Source organism: Rheinheimera baltica DSM 14885 (assembly GCF_000425345.1).
Lineage (GTDB): Bacteria > Pseudomonadota > Gammaproteobacteria > Enterobacterales > Alteromonadaceae > Alishewanella > Alishewanella baltica.
On record NZ_AUDG01000077.1, the window covers coordinates 1 to 15,517 of the forward strand.

16 protein-coding genes are annotated in these 15,517 nt (G+C 44.1%); 11 read left to right on the forward strand and 5 right to left on the reverse strand.

What is annotated here, in order from left to right; genetic code table 11:
• Both H595_RS22795 and H595_RS0117980 read left to right on the forward strand, forming a co-directional pair.
• A partial coding sequence (locus H595_RS22795) for a transposase domain-containing protein (RefSeq protein ID WP_037055256.1) occupies nucleotides 1-237 on the forward strand: 237 nt, incomplete at its 5' end.
• Nucleotides 238-616: 379 nt separating this feature from the next.
• Nucleotides 617-1,657 carry an IS481 family transposase gene (locus tag H595_RS0117980; protein ID WP_027672435.1) on the forward strand — a complete coding sequence of 347 codons (1,041 nt, stop codon included), beginning with the start codon at nucleotides 617-619 and terminating at the stop codon, nucleotides 1,655-1,657.
• A gap of 77 nt (nucleotides 1,658-1,734) precedes the next feature.
• On the opposite strand, the gene H595_RS22800 is transcribed toward H595_RS0117980, so the two are convergent.
• Genes H595_RS22800 through H595_RS22805 form a run of 3 tightly spaced genes read right to left on the reverse strand, consistent with a single transcriptional unit; the run spans nucleotide 1,735 to nucleotide 4,230 of the window.
• A complete protein-coding gene (locus tag H595_RS22800; RefSeq protein ID WP_051219975.1) occupies nucleotides 1,735-2,769 on the reverse strand; it encodes an AraC family transcriptional regulator in 1,035 nt (344 codons plus the stop codon).
• Nucleotides 2,770-2,793: 24 nt separating this feature from the next.
• Nucleotides 2,794-3,312 carry a hypothetical protein gene (locus tag H595_RS0117990; RefSeq protein ID WP_027672436.1) on the reverse strand — a complete coding sequence of 173 codons (519 nt, stop codon included), beginning with the start codon at nucleotides 3,310-3,312 and terminating at the stop codon, nucleotides 2,794-2,796.
• Nucleotides 3,313-3,321: 9 nt separating this feature from the next.
• Nucleotides 3,322-4,230 (reverse strand): SDR family oxidoreductase, encoded by a 909-nt coding sequence (locus tag H595_RS22805; protein WP_051219976.1) that lies wholly within the window; start codon nucleotides 4,228-4,230, stop codon nucleotides 3,322-3,324.
• A gap of 404 nt (nucleotides 4,231-4,634) precedes the next feature.
• On the opposite strand from H595_RS22805, the gene H595_RS24175 reads away from it, so the two are divergent.
• Together H595_RS24175 and H595_RS24180 are read left to right on the forward strand one after the other, a co-directional pair.
• Entirely contained in the window at nucleotides 4,635-5,111 is a 477-nt protein-coding gene (locus H595_RS24175) for a DUF4158 domain-containing protein (protein WP_027672437.1), read from the forward strand.
• Between the two features lie 419 nt (nucleotides 5,112-5,530).
• A complete protein-coding gene (locus H595_RS24180; RefSeq protein WP_027672438.1) occupies nucleotides 5,531-5,713 on the forward strand; it encodes a hypothetical protein in 183 nt (60 codons plus the stop codon).
• 201 nt (nucleotides 5,714-5,914) lie between these two features.
• Here H595_RS24180 and H595_RS22815 read toward each other — a convergent pair whose 3' ends face one another.
• Nucleotides 5,915-6,271, reverse strand: coding sequence for a MerR family transcriptional regulator (locus H595_RS22815; RefSeq protein WP_037055258.1), 357 nt, complete (start codon nucleotides 6,269-6,271; stop codon nucleotides 5,915-5,917).
• A gap of 190 nt (nucleotides 6,272-6,461) precedes the next feature.
• Between H595_RS22815 and H595_RS22820 the strand changes: the two genes are divergently transcribed.
• The 3 genes from H595_RS22820 (at nucleotide 6,462) to H595_RS0118025 (ending at nucleotide 8,037) form a co-directional block, all read left to right on the forward strand.
• Entirely contained in the window at nucleotides 6,462-7,217 is a 756-nt protein-coding gene (locus H595_RS22820; RefSeq protein WP_205623262.1) for an alpha/beta hydrolase family protein, read from the forward strand.
• Nucleotides 7,218-7,351: 134 nt separating this feature from the next.
• Nucleotides 7,352-7,834, forward strand: a complete 483-nt coding sequence (locus H595_RS0118020; RefSeq protein WP_027672439.1) for a hypothetical protein — start codon at nucleotides 7,352-7,354, stop codon at nucleotides 7,832-7,834.
• Nucleotides 7,834-8,037 carry a helix-turn-helix transcriptional regulator gene (locus tag H595_RS0118025; protein ID WP_027672440.1) on the forward strand — a complete coding sequence of 68 codons (204 nt, stop codon included), beginning with the start codon at nucleotides 7,834-7,836 and terminating at the stop codon, nucleotides 8,035-8,037. Before H595_RS0118020 ends, H595_RS0118025 begins: the two co-directional genes overlap by 1 nt.
• Nucleotides 8,038-8,453: 416 nt before the next feature.
• On the opposite strand, the gene H595_RS0118030 is transcribed toward H595_RS0118025, so the two are convergent.
• Nucleotides 8,454-8,708: a hypothetical protein gene (locus H595_RS0118030; RefSeq protein ID WP_027672441.1), complete on the reverse strand. Its 255-nt coding sequence runs from the start codon at nucleotides 8,706-8,708 to the stop codon at nucleotides 8,454-8,456.
• A gap of 363 nt (nucleotides 8,709-9,071) precedes the next feature.
• On the opposite strand from H595_RS0118030, the gene H595_RS0118035 reads away from it, so the two are divergent.
• From H595_RS0118035 to H595_RS0118050, 4 genes are all read left to right on the forward strand, one after another.
• On the forward strand, nucleotides 9,072-9,662 hold the full coding sequence (locus tag H595_RS0118035; protein WP_027672442.1) for a TetR/AcrR family transcriptional regulator: 591 nt from the start codon (nucleotides 9,072-9,074) through the stop codon (nucleotides 9,660-9,662).
• A 40-nt stretch (nucleotides 9,663-9,702) separates the two neighbouring features.
• Nucleotides 9,703-10,845, forward strand: coding sequence for an efflux RND transporter periplasmic adaptor subunit (locus H595_RS0118040; RefSeq protein WP_027672443.1), 1,143 nt, complete (start codon nucleotides 9,703-9,705; stop codon nucleotides 10,843-10,845).
• Entirely contained in the window at nucleotides 10,845-13,877 is a 3,033-nt protein-coding gene (locus H595_RS0118045) for an efflux RND transporter permease subunit (RefSeq protein WP_027672444.1), read from the forward strand. The genes H595_RS0118040 and H595_RS0118045 overlap by 1 nt, the downstream gene beginning before the upstream one ends.
• 70 nt (nucleotides 13,878-13,947) lie before the next feature.
• Entirely contained in the window at nucleotides 13,948-15,306 is a 1,359-nt protein-coding gene (locus H595_RS0118050) for a flavin monoamine oxidase family protein (protein WP_027672445.1), read from the forward strand.
• Nucleotides 15,307-15,517 lie beyond the last annotated feature (211 nt).

Sequence of the window (15,517 nt, forward strand, 5' to 3'; positions counted from 1 at the left end):
AGGCTGAACATCGACAACAATCGCGCCGAACGTGCTATTAAGCCATTCGTCATCGGCCGTAAAGCCTGGCTGTTTGCAAACACCACATCAGGTGCCAACGCCAGTGCGACACTCTACAGCTTGGTCGAAACTGCCAAAATCAACGGATTAGAACCTTATGATTACCTGACCAGGTTGTTTAAAGAGCTGCCCACCGCAGATACACCAGACAAGCTGACAAAGCTGTTGCCATTCTGATCTACACGGCAATCACGCCGACGGTGTGGTTGCTGCAACGCTTACTCAGTTCTTCAAAGTATTGCGATATATGGAAGGGTAGAGCATGACGAATTTAAAGCAGTTGCTCCGTTTTCGTTTCGAGGGATTAGGACACTTTTTATTGGCGGTTTTATTGCGTTATGGGATTTCCTAAAAGGACTACCAAGGCTGATATTAAATCACATAAGGGTAGGGAATATGTAAATATTTGCATTGTATTGTATAGATGACTTTTTTGGTGACTATAATTATGTGAATTAGTCTCGACTTGATCTGACACATCGCCTTGAAAAGGTGAGAGTTACCAGTTTTGATTGTGGGTGTCGAATCCTTAATCAAAACCAAAGAGGTAACTCTCATGCTCCATAGTAACAATCCAATTATCAAACACAAGACAGGTTTACTCAATCTGGCAGAGGAACTAAGCAACGTTTCCAGAGCCTGTAAAGTCATGGGTGTGTCTCGTGATACGTTTTATCGTTACCGTGAATTAGTGGACGATGGCGGTGTTGATGCGCTGATCGAAAAAAGCCGCAGAAGTCCAAATATCAAGAACCGTGTCGAAGAAGCTGTTGAACAGGCAGTGATGGATTACGCGATTGAATTTCCGGCCCATGGCCAGCACAGAACCAGCAACGAACTGCGCAAGAAAGGCGTGTTTGTCTCTGGCAGTGGCGTCCGCTCAATCTGGTTGCGACATGATTTAGAGAACTTTAAGAAGCGCTTGAAAGCCCTAGAAGCCAAGGTTGCTCAAGATGGAATTGAGCTTACCGATCAACAGATTGCGGCACTTGAGCGCAAAAAACACGACGATGAAGCCTGTGGTGTGATTGAAACCGCGCATCCTGGTTATCTTGGGTCGCAAGACACGTTTTATGTCGGAAACCTAAAGGGCGTGGGTCGTATTTACCAACAAACCTATGTTGATACTTACAGCAAAGTCGCGCACTGCAAGCTCTACACCACGAAAACGCCGATCACAGCAGCAGACTTACTGAACGACAAAGTACTACCGTTTTACGAGTCACACCAGTTGCCTGTGCTTCGCATTTTAACTGACCGTGGCACGGAGTATTGCGGTAAGGTCGAGCACCATGATTACCAGCTTTATCTGGCGATTAACGATATCGACCACACGAAAACCAAAGCGATGTCGCCGCAAACCAACGGCATCTGCGAACGGTTCCATAAGACTATCCTGAACGAGTTTTATCAGGTGACCTTCCGCAAAAAACTGTACCAAACGCTGGAGGAGCTGCAAAAAGATCTGGACGAGTGGCTGTCTTACTACAACAATGAACGAACTCATCAAGGCAAAATGTGCAACGGCAGAACGCCAGTTGAAACATTGATTGATGGGAAACGGGTTTGGGCAGAAAAGAATCTGACTCGAATCTGACAGACACCACCACAAAACTGGTAACTGTCAGATCAAGTCTGAGCTAGTACATCTGATATCCTCTGTCAGGCCATAGATCAACACACAGGTCTGGGAACCGAGTTCCGTGTACTTGACTGGATGGATTCCTGAGTGCGCCATTGTTTCGGCGTCATACCAAGCCACTTGCAAAATACCCGATGGAAGGAGTTAACCTCTTCAAAGCCGAGGTAAAAAGCAATCTCATTAGGTTCCATGCTTGTGCGGCTCAGCAATTTGCAGGCTATGTCCTGACGTACGTTATCCAGAATACTTTGGTAGTTGGTCTTTGCCTCTGTTAGTCGTCTCTGCAAGGTACGTGGACTCAAGAGTAATTGCCGAGCTACAGCCTCCATGCTGGGGCGTTCGCCACGCATCATCTCGGTTAGTACCGCTTTCACTTGCTGCTCCAATGACTGAGGCGAGATGGATTCTAGTTGTAAGTCTAGACCCGGAAGCAACGCCGCGATCAGATTCGCATTGCTGGTGATAAATCTCTCGTTTAATGTCGAGTTGGAGTAGACCAGTGCATCGAGCTCCGCCCCTACACATACTTCGCAATCAAAGTAGTCTGCATAACGTTGCACATCCTTGCGAATATACGCTAACTCAATCCTCAGAGGTGCAATCGATTTGCCAGTACCACTGCGTAGAAGCAGGTCGATATTGGCAAATCCGGAATCGGTCAAGGCATGGGGCGCTTCGCTATGCGCCCAGAGCCAGTGAAAGCTGATGCGAACTGAATCAACGTAGGGCTCTATGCGAATTGTCTCAGGGCATGTCAGGCGCTTATATCGCGCCAGGCGACTCAGCGCCTCGCCAAAGGTTTGGGAATGCAGGGCAGCAAAGGATGCCGGATCGAATTGGTCGGAGCGTGCTTCACCACCAATGCGCAGTCCAATTAGCGCATCACCGCTCACAGCTTCGATGGCAGCCCAGAGAGCGAAATACTGACTCGTAGTCAGTGACACTTTGGTTTGGTGGCGCAAAGTAGGCGAGATGCCTGGCTGACGCAGTACCTGATCTACATCCAAACCCAGTAAGGCCAGCCGTGTGAGGCCAGGGCCAAACAGAGGAATCCGGTCAGCTGCCATGGATGCTTGCGCCCTGTCGATTGTTCATGGTTGAACAACGTTTTGAGAGAGCAGCACAGCGGTGTACACCTTGGCCCTGTGGTGTGCGAATCCATCAATCACAAACCCCATCGCTCCGATGACGATGAAACCTATGGCGATGCCGTGGATGAAGTCACTACGGGTGGTAAACGACACCGCAATACCACCGATGGCAAAAACAGCCCAAAGTACTTTCAGAGGCATCCACCAGGTATTGACTCCTTTGGCACCTTCAAAGCGATTTTGCTCGGCTTGAACAAATTCCACCTGGTTTTGTACGTACTGCGCGGGCATTGTGGCAAGTCGCAAGCTGTTATTGTAGACACAGAAACCTCCCGCCAGAGCAGTAAATGCGGCAAAGAATACAATAGGGTAAAAAAGCCCCTTTAGGAGAACATTCTGGCCAGCATGTTGCCACATCACAACTGCCAGACCTGTAGTTGTGATACCAAAAGCCATTAAGAGAATGGCTTCCAGCCACTCTCCTTTGTAGTACCTGACCAAGTGTTGTGCAAAATCCATACTGTGCTCCTATTGTTTTTGTTTGCCGACTTCGAGCTTGGCCAGATTAGAGCCGAATATCCTTTTTGCGAATGAAATTTCAATGCTAGACAGTGGCTTCAACATGTTGCGGAGCTGCATTTTTTGGAACATTCGCTCCGGCAAAATAATTTTAAGGAAAGCATATAGCTTGGCATCACCCCCTGAAATAATATGGAGTTTACCCTTGGTGTGAGTGGCCGCCTTGAAAATTTCGTTGGCAATGTTGGTCGGAGAGGTCACGCTGATAACCGATTCTTGCGCCGACAAAAATATCTTGAAGTACTTCTCATAAAATCCAAACGCCGGAGTTTTCGCATCGCCACCGTCGTCCAGCTTGGTAAATATTTTGGTGGCATGCAGGCCGGGATAGATGGCCTTTACTTCGATGTTAAATGGGGCCAGCTCAATGCCCAGACTCTCAGTCATGCCGCGTACTGCCCATTTGCTGCTCCCATAGGCGGCAATGAACGGGTAGTTGAACTGAGCGCTAGCTGACGACAGGTTGATGAACATGCCGGTGCGCTGGCTGCGAAAATGTGGAATAAAGGCCTTGGTGACGGCAAACACACCAAACACATTGGTATCAAACTGCCGCTTGATTTGCTCCATACTTGATGTCTCGGTCGGTCCCATCAGGCAGTATCCGGCGTTGTTGACCACAACGTCGATTGTGCCAAATTTTGCAATGGCCGCTTGGGTGACGGCTTCGACCTGTGCAAAGTCTGTCACGTCCAGTTCAAACAGTGTGACACTGGGGAATTCTTTGAACAACTGACCATGTGCTGACAGGTCACGTACCGTCGCAGCGACCTGCCAGCCTGCTTGGGCAAATTGCTCCACGGTTGCTTTCCCAAATCCTGAGTTGGTGCCGGTAATGAAAATGGTTTTGCTGGGCATGGTTTGGTTCCTTTGCAATAAGTACGCGTTTTGCGAAATATATCAATCTTAATGCACCAGTTCTAATTCACATAATCAGAGTGCGCCATTCACATATCAGATTGCGCCAATAATGATTTCAAACTGCTGATCGAACATCTTAGATATGGCTTAACGTTTTTTATTTTCCATTATCGGGTACGACCATCGAGGCCTACACTCACTTCAGCCAGATACTTTGCGAAGTACTACACAAGATAACAGGTACGAATTGGTAATTAGCTTGAATTGGCTGAACTACTGATGGTTGTCATTGCAGCATTGATTCCCTCTTACAAATACCTGTAGTGATGCTACTTTATCTAGGAAAATTAGAGCGTTAAAGTGGTTGAAAAATGTTCAGTTTTTACTCGAGTAGGTAGTACATGCCAATAAATTTGCCTGATGAGACCAAATCTTCTCACCGCCTCGCAATACTTTCTCAACAAGAAATTGACGATCTGTTCGAACTACCGCAGTTCACGGATGACGAGCGAGAGCTGTACTTTGATTTCAGCACTACTGAACTGAGTGTTATGGCGACTAAAACATTTTCTGGTGGCGTCTATCTGGCGCTGGAACTGGGCTACTTCAAAGCGAAGCGTCAGTTTTTCAACATTGAGCACCCCAAGGTGATGACTGACCTACAGTATTTGATCAATCGTTATTTTGGTGGACGTAATGACCCTCTAAAAGTCCCATCTCGGCCCATTCGGCTTATCAACCAGAGGACGATTCTGGAGCTACTCAATTATCGCATCTGTAATAAAGACGTTCGCGAAGAGCTGGAGAGTAAAGCGAAGCGTATAGCCATGTTGTCCACGCGCCCGTCTTCATTTTGCGTGAGTTGCTGCATTACATGACCAGTCAACGGGTTGTAGCTCCAGTGTACTCGACGTTACAAGATATGGTAGGTCGGGCTGTCAATCACGAACGAAGCCGCGTATTAACTCTACTGACTGAAACGGCGTCAACGACGGTACTTGAGCAGTGAGATGATTTGCTAAATGCTGACGAGAAGATGTATCGGATCACCAGCTTGAAAAAGGAACCTAAAAACTTTAGCCACAAAGAACTTAAACAGGAAATCGTGTGACGACAGTATTTTCAGCCGCTGCACGATTTTACAAAGGACTTTTTGGAGATCGCAGGGCTCTCAGCTGAGAGCAGTAAATACTACAAGTCCTTGGTTAAGTACTACACCGTTTATAAACTTCGGCGCATGCACAAAGGCTCGGTCAGGTTGTATTTACTCTGTTTTGCTTATTAATGCTTTCGTGAAGTGAACGAAAATTTAATTGAGGCGTTTATCTACCTTGTTCATCACTACGAAAAGTTGGCCAAACATGCTGCTGGCGAACAAATGAAAAAAGCGATGGAAGACGCCAGTAAAAACTTAAAGGCCGCAGGTGTGTTACTTGCTTTATTTGTTGATGAATCAATATCTGCAGACACGCTATTCTAAGAAATACAACAACGCGCATTCACTTTCCTGGAACGTGAGAATATCCCTGTCGTTGCTGATTATTTGCGAAACATAGAGTTTGACAAGGCCAAAGCCGAATGGACTTATTACACAACGCTGTCGATGACGATTAAGTGTACATTTTCGGGGGTTGGGCAAAAATAGCCATTGTACTATTTGTGACTTTCAAACGATGGATGCTCATGTTTGGGATTGTAACGTCAGCTTTGACAGCCACCGATTAAGGGTTGCTTTCGCTTGCTGCAGCTCATCGATTTTTTCATCAACCCGACTGACCTGGTTTTTTAACGCCTGAATTAATTGCGGGCAGCGAGGGTCCGGGTTTTTTAAAAATGGAATGGCCGGTTTTATCTCATTAAGAGTAAAATCTACAGTTTGCGCCAACTTGATAAAACGTAGCTCATCTAATACCGATGCCGGATAATTTCGATAGCCATTAGCTTGCCTTATTGGTGTGGATATCAACCCGGTTTTTTCATAGTAGCGCAACGTCTCTTTTGATATTCCGGCAGATTTGGCAACATCACTGGCTTTCATTTTGCTCTTTACCTTATAAATTTAAAACCCTTGACTCTGTAGTGTACTACATACTTTATACTTTGCTCAGTTTAAGATAAGGAGCGAGTAATGTCAGAGAGCAATCCCTTTTTTACTATTACCGCAACCGATGGTTATCCATTGGTCGCCCAGCATTATCAAGCAAAATCTGCCAAAGGCTTAATCATAGTTGCCAGCGCTACCGGTGTACCCCAGGGTTTTTATCGCCATTTTGCTCAATACGCCAGCCGAGCTGGGCTTAGATGTAATCACCTTTGATTACCGGGGAATTGGCCGGTCGGCTCCGGCTAGCTTAAAAGGCTTTGACGTGGATTTTCGGGACTGGGCGCGTAAAGACTTGCAAGCGGTGGTCGACAAAATGCGCAGCAAAACATTGCCGTTGTTTTTGCTGGGACATTCATACGGTGGCCACGCTCTGGGACTTATCGATAACCACCAGCATATTAATGCTGCTTATTTTTTTGGTACCGGCGCGGGTTGGCATGGTTGGATGCCAAAGGCGGAGAGGCTAAGGGTGCAATTAATGTGGCATGTTGTGGCGCCTTTGATCACCCGCGTCCAGGGTTTTCTTGGCTGGAGCAAGTTGGGTATGGGCGAGGATTTGCCATTGGGCGTCTATAAGCAGTGGAAGCGTTGGTGTGGCTTCCCGCACTACTTTTTTGACGATGAACAATATCCTGGAATGCAAGACAAGTTTGCCGATGTAAAAACACCGATAAAGGCGGTCAATGCTATCGATGATAAATGGGCAATGCCACGGTCACGGGATGCTTTTGTCAAATATTATCAGGGGAGTGTCAGAATAAGTGAGGATATCAATCCGAAAAACCTTGGCTTAATCACTATTGGCCATATGGGATACTTTCGACGCCAATCTCAGGTGTTATGGCCTGATATTCTTAATTATTTTGAAAACCACAGCTAAATTAAATTACGTTATTATGCGATGTTAGCGGTAATTGAAATATTTACTTACACTCTCTCTGATACCTAAAGGTTGCATTGAGATACCTCTAGGTTATATATTGAGACCCTAAGGTATCAATTGAGGGGTTGAAAATGAATGATTGGAGTCCGGAACAGCAAATTACGACATTAAAGTTTGGGTCGTATTCTGCACTTTTTGCCAGTGGTATGTTTGCTAGCAAGTTAGCAACTAACGTCCTGAGTGAGCTGCAGTGGCAGTGGTCGAATTGGATAAGTGGTCTGAGTTTGTTATTCGCATTATGCTTTTTGGTAACGGTAGTTATCTGGAGTAAAAAAGGTGGAAACAGTGGTGGCTGGCGTGAAATTTTGGGTATATACAGTGAGGAGTATGCCCGGGAAATAAACAACAAAGCGAACAGTAACGGTTTTCTTGCGATGTTGCTGCTTTTGTTACCAGGATATATTCTGGGTGATTCTAAATTACTCAGCAAGTTTGATGCGGCTGTAGCAGAAGTTATTACGCTGAACAATTATGTGCTGTTAATGTTGGTGCTGACCAGTTTGGTATGGGGTCTTACGGTGTTATTTAAACTCCGGGATGAGGGGGATAGCTAATGGAGGGGGTCAATAACAGTATCGCAGTATTTCGGGCTGAGCGTCAGTTGTCCCAACAAGAACTGGCTGACGCGATCGGGGTATCCCGCAAAACCATAAGTACTGTAGAAACAGGACGGTTTACGCCGTCTGTTGTGATCGCTTTAAAAATGGCACAATTTTTTCAAGTTCCAGTAGAGCAAATATTTACTTTAAAAACATGATTGAGAAGCTCTATTAATTTTTTTAACAAATTTAAAATATGCATTTTATGGATTAACTGAGCGGCATTTTTCTTGTAGTTGTTTAATGAAGTCCGGCCCCATTTTAGGGGCTAAGATTGCCATGTTAGAAGAGTTGTCTAATTAAAAGCAACGTCGTACATTTTCAATAAATTCAAGCGTAATGATGCCGGTTTGGCGTTTATAATCAGGTTCTAAAGCGATGCGTGATAACAGTTATTAGCTAATGGATAATTACAGCTGCAGCAGGCCACATCAATTCAACAATGGTGTGCCTCCGGCAATAGCTGAGCTGAGGATCTATCTAACTTCCTGACCGGAATTAGTTGACCACTACAAACACTCTGTGTGAGGGGTAGGTATATCGTAAATACTTAACTTCTCTAAACTGTGCGAGTTTATGACTTAACATCAACCTCCGTGAAACCAACTCTTTTACATGCAGCAAAAGCATCATTTAATGATTTAAATGTACGTTTACATCGAATACCATCACGCCCTTGCTCTAACTCAAGTGTTAGACAGACACCATTGTGCTTAATAAATTTTGTGACCCAACCTGGAATTTTGTCACCTTCGAATTTGTCACGGTATATAACAGCAATCTTTAAATCACCGGCCTCGTAATGCATTTTAAGTTGTTCTAATTTCATTTTTTAGCCTGTTTGAAAAATTATCAGTATAAATTCAGTGCAAGGTGAATGTTCTTTGTAAAAATTGCCAACTGGTTAATTGCATAAAAAGTACCACCCGTTTGAAAGTGCTTGTTACCATTCGTTGCAAATTAACTGCACCACCACTTTCACTAAAAGTACCACTTATTCGGATAGCAGCTTTGTGCCAGAAGCGGAAATTCACTGAGATTCGATTAAATCGGCGCTTTTTTCTGAAAGCAGACGATTGCCCTCAGAAATTTTAAAAAAGTCTTCAGGAACTCACTTTTATGTCCAACGCAAGTTGACATAATTCACTTCAATTTATATGATTGATTAGTCATGTATATAAGTGGTGCTTTTATGTCAAACTTAGGTCGCCCGATTAATTACGCAGCTAGAGAGGCTAAAGTAGAGGCTATTCTTGATGGTGCAGTGCAATGCTTCGTTAAAAAAGGATTTCATGGTTCTAGCATGACTGAGATCGCGCGTGCATCACAAGTCAGTCAGGCTAGTCTCTATCAGTATTTCACTTCAAAAAATGAACTCATCTTGGAGATTGCTAAGCGCTACTCTACCAGCGATCTGGAAGCTTTGAGGAGAATTGAAAGTGCCAGTGACTTCTTGGACGCGCTAGAGAGAGAGCTCTATCTCACAGGTGACAAAGTTAAAACTATTATGTATCTGGAAATTCTTGCTGAATCATCTCGGAACGAAGAGATCAAGCAAGCTGTCCAGGCGTCGTTTAAAGAGCTCTTTATTGCTTCTTGTGAAATGATCAAGAAAATACAAGTTGATAGTGGTGCTACTTATCTGTTCACGCCCGAAGAGATTGCGCACTATTTATTTGCCTACGTAGATGGCTTGTCCTGTCAGATCGCTACTGAAGATGTTGAATACTCGCCGGAGCGTTTACGTCAGTTGGTTCAGGTCCTTCTTAAACCAAACAACTAAATTATATCTACCGCTATGACATACAAAAAGGTGGGTCACCATGAGTTCGTTTAATTATATAACTGATCAGTTACTTATGTATTTTAGCAATGTACGATGCACGATTGTCGTCATTTTACTATTTGCTTCTCTAATGTTGCTGCAGGGGTGTAATAGTGAAAACACTACCGAGCTTGTTAAGGAAAATAGGCAATTAGTTCTGTTAAACGAGGTAAAAGCAAACGATTACCAGCAGGAATCGCTCTTCCCAGGTATTACACAGACCGAAAGCCGAGCTCAGCTAGCGTTCGGTGTTTCTGGTAAAGTCCATAAAGTCATGGTTGATATTGGTAGTCAACTAAAAGCCGGTGAAGTAATGGCAACAATGGATTTGGAGCGCTATCAGCTCGTGCTCGATAGCGCTCGGTCTGAGGTATCCAAGGCTCAAATTGCACTTGAAGAATATACGTCAAATTACGAACGACTAACTCGCCTGCGATCAAACAAGACAATATCTCAACAGGAATTAGAGGCATCCAGAACTCTCTACCTAACTGCACAAGCATCACTTCGGGATGCAAATAGCAAAGTACAATTAGCTGAAAGAGACCTTGCACAGGCAGTGATAAAAGCACCCTATGACGGTGTCGTTTCTAGTAGGCAAGTTGAGCCCTTCGAGGAAGTTGAGCAAAACCAAGTTATTTTTTCCTTTGATAGCTCTGCAAAACTAATTGTTGAATCATCAATTCCTGTTTATTTGGCCGCTACACTTCGTTCAACAAAGGAACCCAGCATCACTATCACTCATCAAGGGCAATCATTTAACGCTTCTGTTGCTCATATTTCTGCGCGAGCAACGAATGGTGTGAGTTTACCGATCAAGCTTCACCTTCATCTTCCAGACAATCAATTTTTGCCGCCAGGGGTCGTCGTTTCAGTTAATTATCGGCTGCAAAATAGGGAGAATTTGATTCTAGTACCGCATGGTTCAGTTTCTGGCGAAGCAACTAATGAAAGTACATTTGTTTACTCCTATGACAGCGAAGCTCAAATTGTTAGTCGAAGACCGGTTCAAATAGTCGACATCCAACCATCAGGGTACTGGATCAGTAGTGATTTGAGACTTGGAGAACGGTATGTTGCAGCAGGAGCTGCATTTATAAGTGACGGCCAGCATGTTCGAGTGTCAGAGGAGAAGCACTGATGTCAATTACAGGCTTTTCACTTTCCAATAGCCGCATAGTGCTCTTTTTCTTTCTTGTGCTGACAGGCATAGGCATGGCCCTATATCCAAGTTATCCATCGCAGGAAGAACCAACACTTCCGATAAACGTAACGGTCGTGACAGCCTATCACCCCGGGCTAGATATATATCAAACAGAAGCCTTGTTAGCGATCCCGATCGAACGCGCTTTACGTGAACTTGAAGAAACCAAAAATGTCGTGACATCTATACGCGCGGGAGAAATCTATATTTCTTTGGAAATTAAGGATGGAACATCGGATTACGATCAAGCATGGCTCAGAGTGAAAGCTAAGATGCAGGATTTGCAAAACTCGCTTCCTGAGGGTGTGTCAGGTCCATTTGTTGATGATAGTTACGATGCTGTGGCTGTAATGACGGTGGCTCTTAGTGCGCCGAAGCAATCTTTTGCGCAATTGCGGGATAAAGCAGGTGAGCTGCGCGACTTCATATACAGTATAAAAGGCATAGATAAAGTTACATTGCACGGTATTTCACAAGAGCAAATATCAATAAAATTAAAGCCATTTGCTGCATCACGGTATTCAATAAAGCCAAGCGATATATATTTACAAATTAAAAATAATAGTGCTCTAGATAATATAGCAAGAGTGAACTTTGATTCACTTGAAAGTCGACTGTATGTACGAAGTGATTACAAATCAATACAAGACATTAAATCTACACCAATAGTGCTCCCAGATGGAAGTATATTAACGCTAGGCAGTTTAGCTGACGTGGAAAGAGTCGCGGCTCAGCCATTAAATAATGCAGCGTATTTAAATGGAAGTCAGACTATTGCTGTGGCGGGTTATATGACCCCCGGCGTAAACATGGTGGATTTCAACGAACAACTTCGTAAAAAAATATCACAATGGGAAAATAACTTACCTGCTGGCTTTCAATTAAAAATAATTACTGATCAAGGTGAAGTTGTAGACCAAGTCATATCAAAGATGACCTCTACGTTATTAGAAACGATTCTGGTTGTTACTGCGGTAGCCGTTTTTGCTTTAGGAGTTCGTGCAGGGTCACTTGTTGGTCTGGCTGTGCCAATCACTTGTGTGATGTCGTTGGTCGTTTTGCGGGCTATGGGTATCGAGCTGAATCAGGTCAGTATCGCCTCTTTTATTATTGCGCTAGGTATATTAGTTGATAACCCGATGGTTATCGTTGAAAACATCTCAAAACGAGTTCAGCACGGTGAATCGAGGAAATCTGCATCTCTGCAGGCGGGGGAAAATCTTGGCACTCCAATGCTTATTGCCAGTCTTACCGTGTTCCTTGCTTTTGCACCCCCAATGTTCACCGATAATCTGACTGCTATTTATATGCAGACCTTAACGATAGTAATTGGCGTGACTTTGATCATTTCCTGGTTTGTAGCCATTATGCTTGTGCCTATTTTTGCTCAATGGTTTATCAAAACAAATAAGGGGGCGTCCGATAATCAACAGCCGTCAAAGTTAATGATCTTTATGTCTGGCCTTTGGGACAGTGTGATTAAACGGCCAAAGACATTTTTAGCTGCAACGACGGCAAGTCTCGTTTTTTCTTTGTTTTTGTCTGGCTCTATCCCTGAAGCTTTCTTCCCGCCTTCTGAACGCCCTCAGCTTCAAATTACCCTAGAGCTCCCAGCAGGAACTCCGGCTGAACGAACTGCTGAAGTTGCAAAAGAGGTTACACGCTGGCTTTCCCAAGAATCTCGATATTCAGAGATTACCGATGCTACTGCTTACATTGGTGAGGGGGGGCCTCGTTTTATTTTGGGTTTAAACCCGCCAGAGCCCGCGCCGCATAAAGCTTATCTAGTCGTAAATCTTGGCAAGGATACAGATGTTGCCGAGTTTATAAGTCAGCTAAGAAGCGAAATGCCCCCAGTCTTCCAATATGCCAAACTTGGTATAAATCCCTTTTTTATGAGTTCTACGCCTCCAGGGCAAGCAGCTATGAGAATAATCGGTGACAACCACCTTGAATTATTAGAAGCAGCAAAATCTATTCAGCAGGCTCTTATCAATGTGGAAGGTACTATCAACATTATGCAGGACTGGGAAGCTCCAGTTCCAAGTCTGGTAGTCACAATCGACCAAGAAGCAGCAAGTCATGCAGGAATAACGCGTGAGGATATATTTACGGCATTGAGAAAAAATACCATAGGTGAAAGCGCCTCTGAAATGCAAGAGGGTGAGTATCAGTTGCCTATCGTACTAGCGATGCCGTCAGGAAATTCATCTCTAGAAAAGATAAGAAATATTCAAATTTTTTCTGAACAGTCTAATAAGGCTGTTTATTTATCCGAAATTGCTCAGGTTTCTCTGGAGCTTCATCCATCAATTATCAAGAAAAGGAACTTAAGGTCAACGGTGACTATTACTGCTTTGAACCCTGCAATGACGTCTATGGAGTTAGTTTCGAACATTGCCAGTACATTAGATGATGCTCGAAATAAATTCGATGTTCTAATTGAATTTGGTGGGGAAATTGAAGAGAGCGAAGTGAGTTTTGAAGCTGTTTTCTCATTTTTGCCAATATGTATGCTTGGTATGATAGTTCTTTTTTTATATCAATATAACTCCTTCAGAAAAGTTGCAATAATTGTTTTAAGCGTGCCTTTCTGTGCTATTGGAGTTTTGTTAACTTTGATAATTTTCAGGCTGCCTTTCGATTTCATGGCAAATCTCGCGATATTTGCATTGATAGGCATGATTGTTTCGAACGCAATGCTGATCATTGAACAGGTCGATATTGAGATAGCATCTGGAAAATCTGAAACTGCATCCCTTAAATCAGCATTGATACAAAGATTCCGCCCTGTCGTTTTAACACAATTAACCACAATTCTTGGGCTAATCCCTTTGTTGATAGCAGATGATCCGCTGTGGCGTTCATTCAATGCCGTTATGACAGGAGGGCTTATCTCCGGGACCATCGCATCTTTTATCGTCGTGCCATGCTTGTATGTTTTGTTCTTCCATAGCAAGAAACGTTAATGGCTACTTTGATGAATAAAGTGGTTTTTCATATTTATTTGACTCAATTTAATTGAAAATGGGTGAAAAGATGATTGATACTTCAAAGCAAAAAATCCATAACTACGATGTTCTTGTTATTGGCGGAGGGCTTGCAGGCTTATCTTCGGCGAGGCTATTTAAGTCTGCTGGAGTATCTGTTGCAGTGTTGGAAGCGCGTGATAGGATTGGCGGTCGTCTCTTATCACAGCGTCTAGATACTGGCCATACGATCGACCTTGGAGCTCAATTTATTGGGGATTCTCAGAAACGAATTTCAGCTCTAGTCGATGAAGTTGGTCTGACTCGAATTTTACCAAACACAACCGGAGACAATTTTTTCTTACTTTCGCCGAGTTCAGAGCCGATATTCAAAAGCGGTGACCGACTTCCCCTCTCTCTTTTAAGTCAGTTAGATGTACTTGTGGGTATGTGGCGTTTCGAGCATAAGCTTGAATCTTTCCAAAGCAATATGGATATGCTGGATACAATATCAGCTAATGAATTCGTGAATAAATTTATTCTCACTCAAACACCTCGCGATTTAGTTGCTGCATACGCCGAGGGAGAAATGTGCACATCACTCCAAGGTATTTCAGCGTATGAATTCCTTGATCAGCTGAAATCAACTGGTGGCTCTGATGGTGAGGCTGACTCTACTCAGTGGTATCTTGCAGAAGGCACGCAGCCACTTGCTGAATACCTTGCTGACAAGCTAGGAACATCATTAATACTTAGTTCACCCGTTTCTAAAATCCATCAGTGCGACGATTGGGTCACGGTAGATACGGCCACAGGTATTTACAGAGCACGTCAACTCATAGTGGCAGTACCACCTCAACTTTATGGCAGCATTGGATTATTACCACAACTCCCTGATTACCAGAGCGAAGTCATTACCGACTTTGCATGCGGTCATGTTATTAAAACCATACTCGTATTTGAGAGTCCTTGGTGGCGAGATGTTGGGGCATCTGGACGAGGACTTGCCATTGGTGGAATTCTCAATGCGGCTGTGGATAGCTCGCCGGCAGATAACAGTCTAGGTATTCTCACTGTTTTTTCAACGGCTTCAAGTGCACGCCGACTAGGCTCACAATCGGAAGAGTACCGGATTGCAAGCATCTTAAAATATATTCAGTCTTTGAGCGATGTTTCAGTTCCTAAGCCTGTCTTTGCGAGATCCATAGATTGGAATGCAGACCCATATTCTTTGGGAGGCTATGCAAGTCGAAGAGGGATTGGAGGTTGGTGGCAGGCCCCCGATTTGTTTGCTCGAGTTGGGAGAATACACTTTGCAGGTACAGAGACAGCGACCGAGTGGCGCTCTTTCATGGAGGGGGCTCTGCAATCTGCGGATAGAGCCGTCGACGATGTCCTCGATGAGTTGCGAAGCTGTTCACTGGATTAGGTCACCTGATTTATTAGACCACTACAATGAGAAGTTCACAAAAATCGAATGTCCGCAATTAACGCAAACCAGAGATTCGTTTCTTTCGAGATCGCCTGCTCTGAACAGCTGCAATTCGCTCAGGCTGTGTAAAAACTCATATTTTCCGCTCTTTCAGCGGTTGGCCAGTATGCACTGTTAGTGCCTCGCTGAAGTTATCTGTGTGCGTTTT

What these genes read in the sequence shown, in the direction of transcription:
- H595_RS22815 (WP_037055258.1), bottom strand. Translation starts at nt 6,271, where the DNA reads ATGAAAGCCAGTGATGTTGCCAAATCTGCCGGAATATCAAAAGAGACG.
- H595_RS0118045 (WP_027672444.1), top strand. Translation starts at nt 10,845, where the DNA reads ATGTCAATTACAGGCTTTTCACTTTCCAATAGCCGCATAGTGCTCTTT.
- H595_RS0118020 (WP_027672439.1), top strand. Translation starts at nt 7,352, where the DNA reads ATGAATGATTGGAGTCCGGAACAGCAAATTACGACATTAAAGTTTGGG.
- H595_RS0117990 (WP_027672436.1), bottom strand. Translation starts at nt 3,312, where the DNA reads ATGGATTTTGCACAACACTTGGTCAGGTACTACAAAGGAGAGTGGCTG.
- H595_RS24175 (WP_027672437.1), top strand. Translation starts at nt 4,635, where the DNA reads ATGCCAATAAATTTGCCTGATGAGACCAAATCTTCTCACCGCCTCGCA.
- H595_RS0118035 (WP_027672442.1), top strand. Translation starts at nt 9,072, where the DNA reads ATGTCAAACTTAGGTCGCCCGATTAATTACGCAGCTAGAGAGGCTAAA.
- H595_RS0118050 (WP_027672445.1), top strand. Translation starts at nt 13,948, where the DNA reads ATGATTGATACTTCAAAGCAAAAAATCCATAACTACGATGTTCTTGTT.
- H595_RS22805 (WP_051219976.1), bottom strand. Translation starts at nt 4,230, where the DNA reads ATGCCCAGCAAAACCATTTTCATTACCGGCACCAACTCAGGATTTGGG.
- H595_RS0118040 (WP_027672443.1), top strand. Translation starts at nt 9,703, where the DNA reads ATGAGTTCGTTTAATTATATAACTGATCAGTTACTTATGTATTTTAGC.
- H595_RS0117980 (WP_027672435.1), top strand. Translation starts at nt 617, where the DNA reads ATGCTCCATAGTAACAATCCAATTATCAAACACAAGACAGGTTTACTC.
- H595_RS0118030 (WP_027672441.1), bottom strand. Translation starts at nt 8,708, where the DNA reads ATGAAATTAGAACAACTTAAAATGCATTACGAGGCCGGTGATTTAAAG.
- H595_RS22800 (WP_051219975.1), bottom strand. Translation starts at nt 2,769, where the DNA reads ATGGCAGCTGACCGGATTCCTCTGTTTGGCCCTGGCCTCACACGGCTG.
- H595_RS0118025 (WP_027672440.1), top strand. Translation starts at nt 7,834, where the DNA reads ATGGAGGGGGTCAATAACAGTATCGCAGTATTTCGGGCTGAGCGTCAG.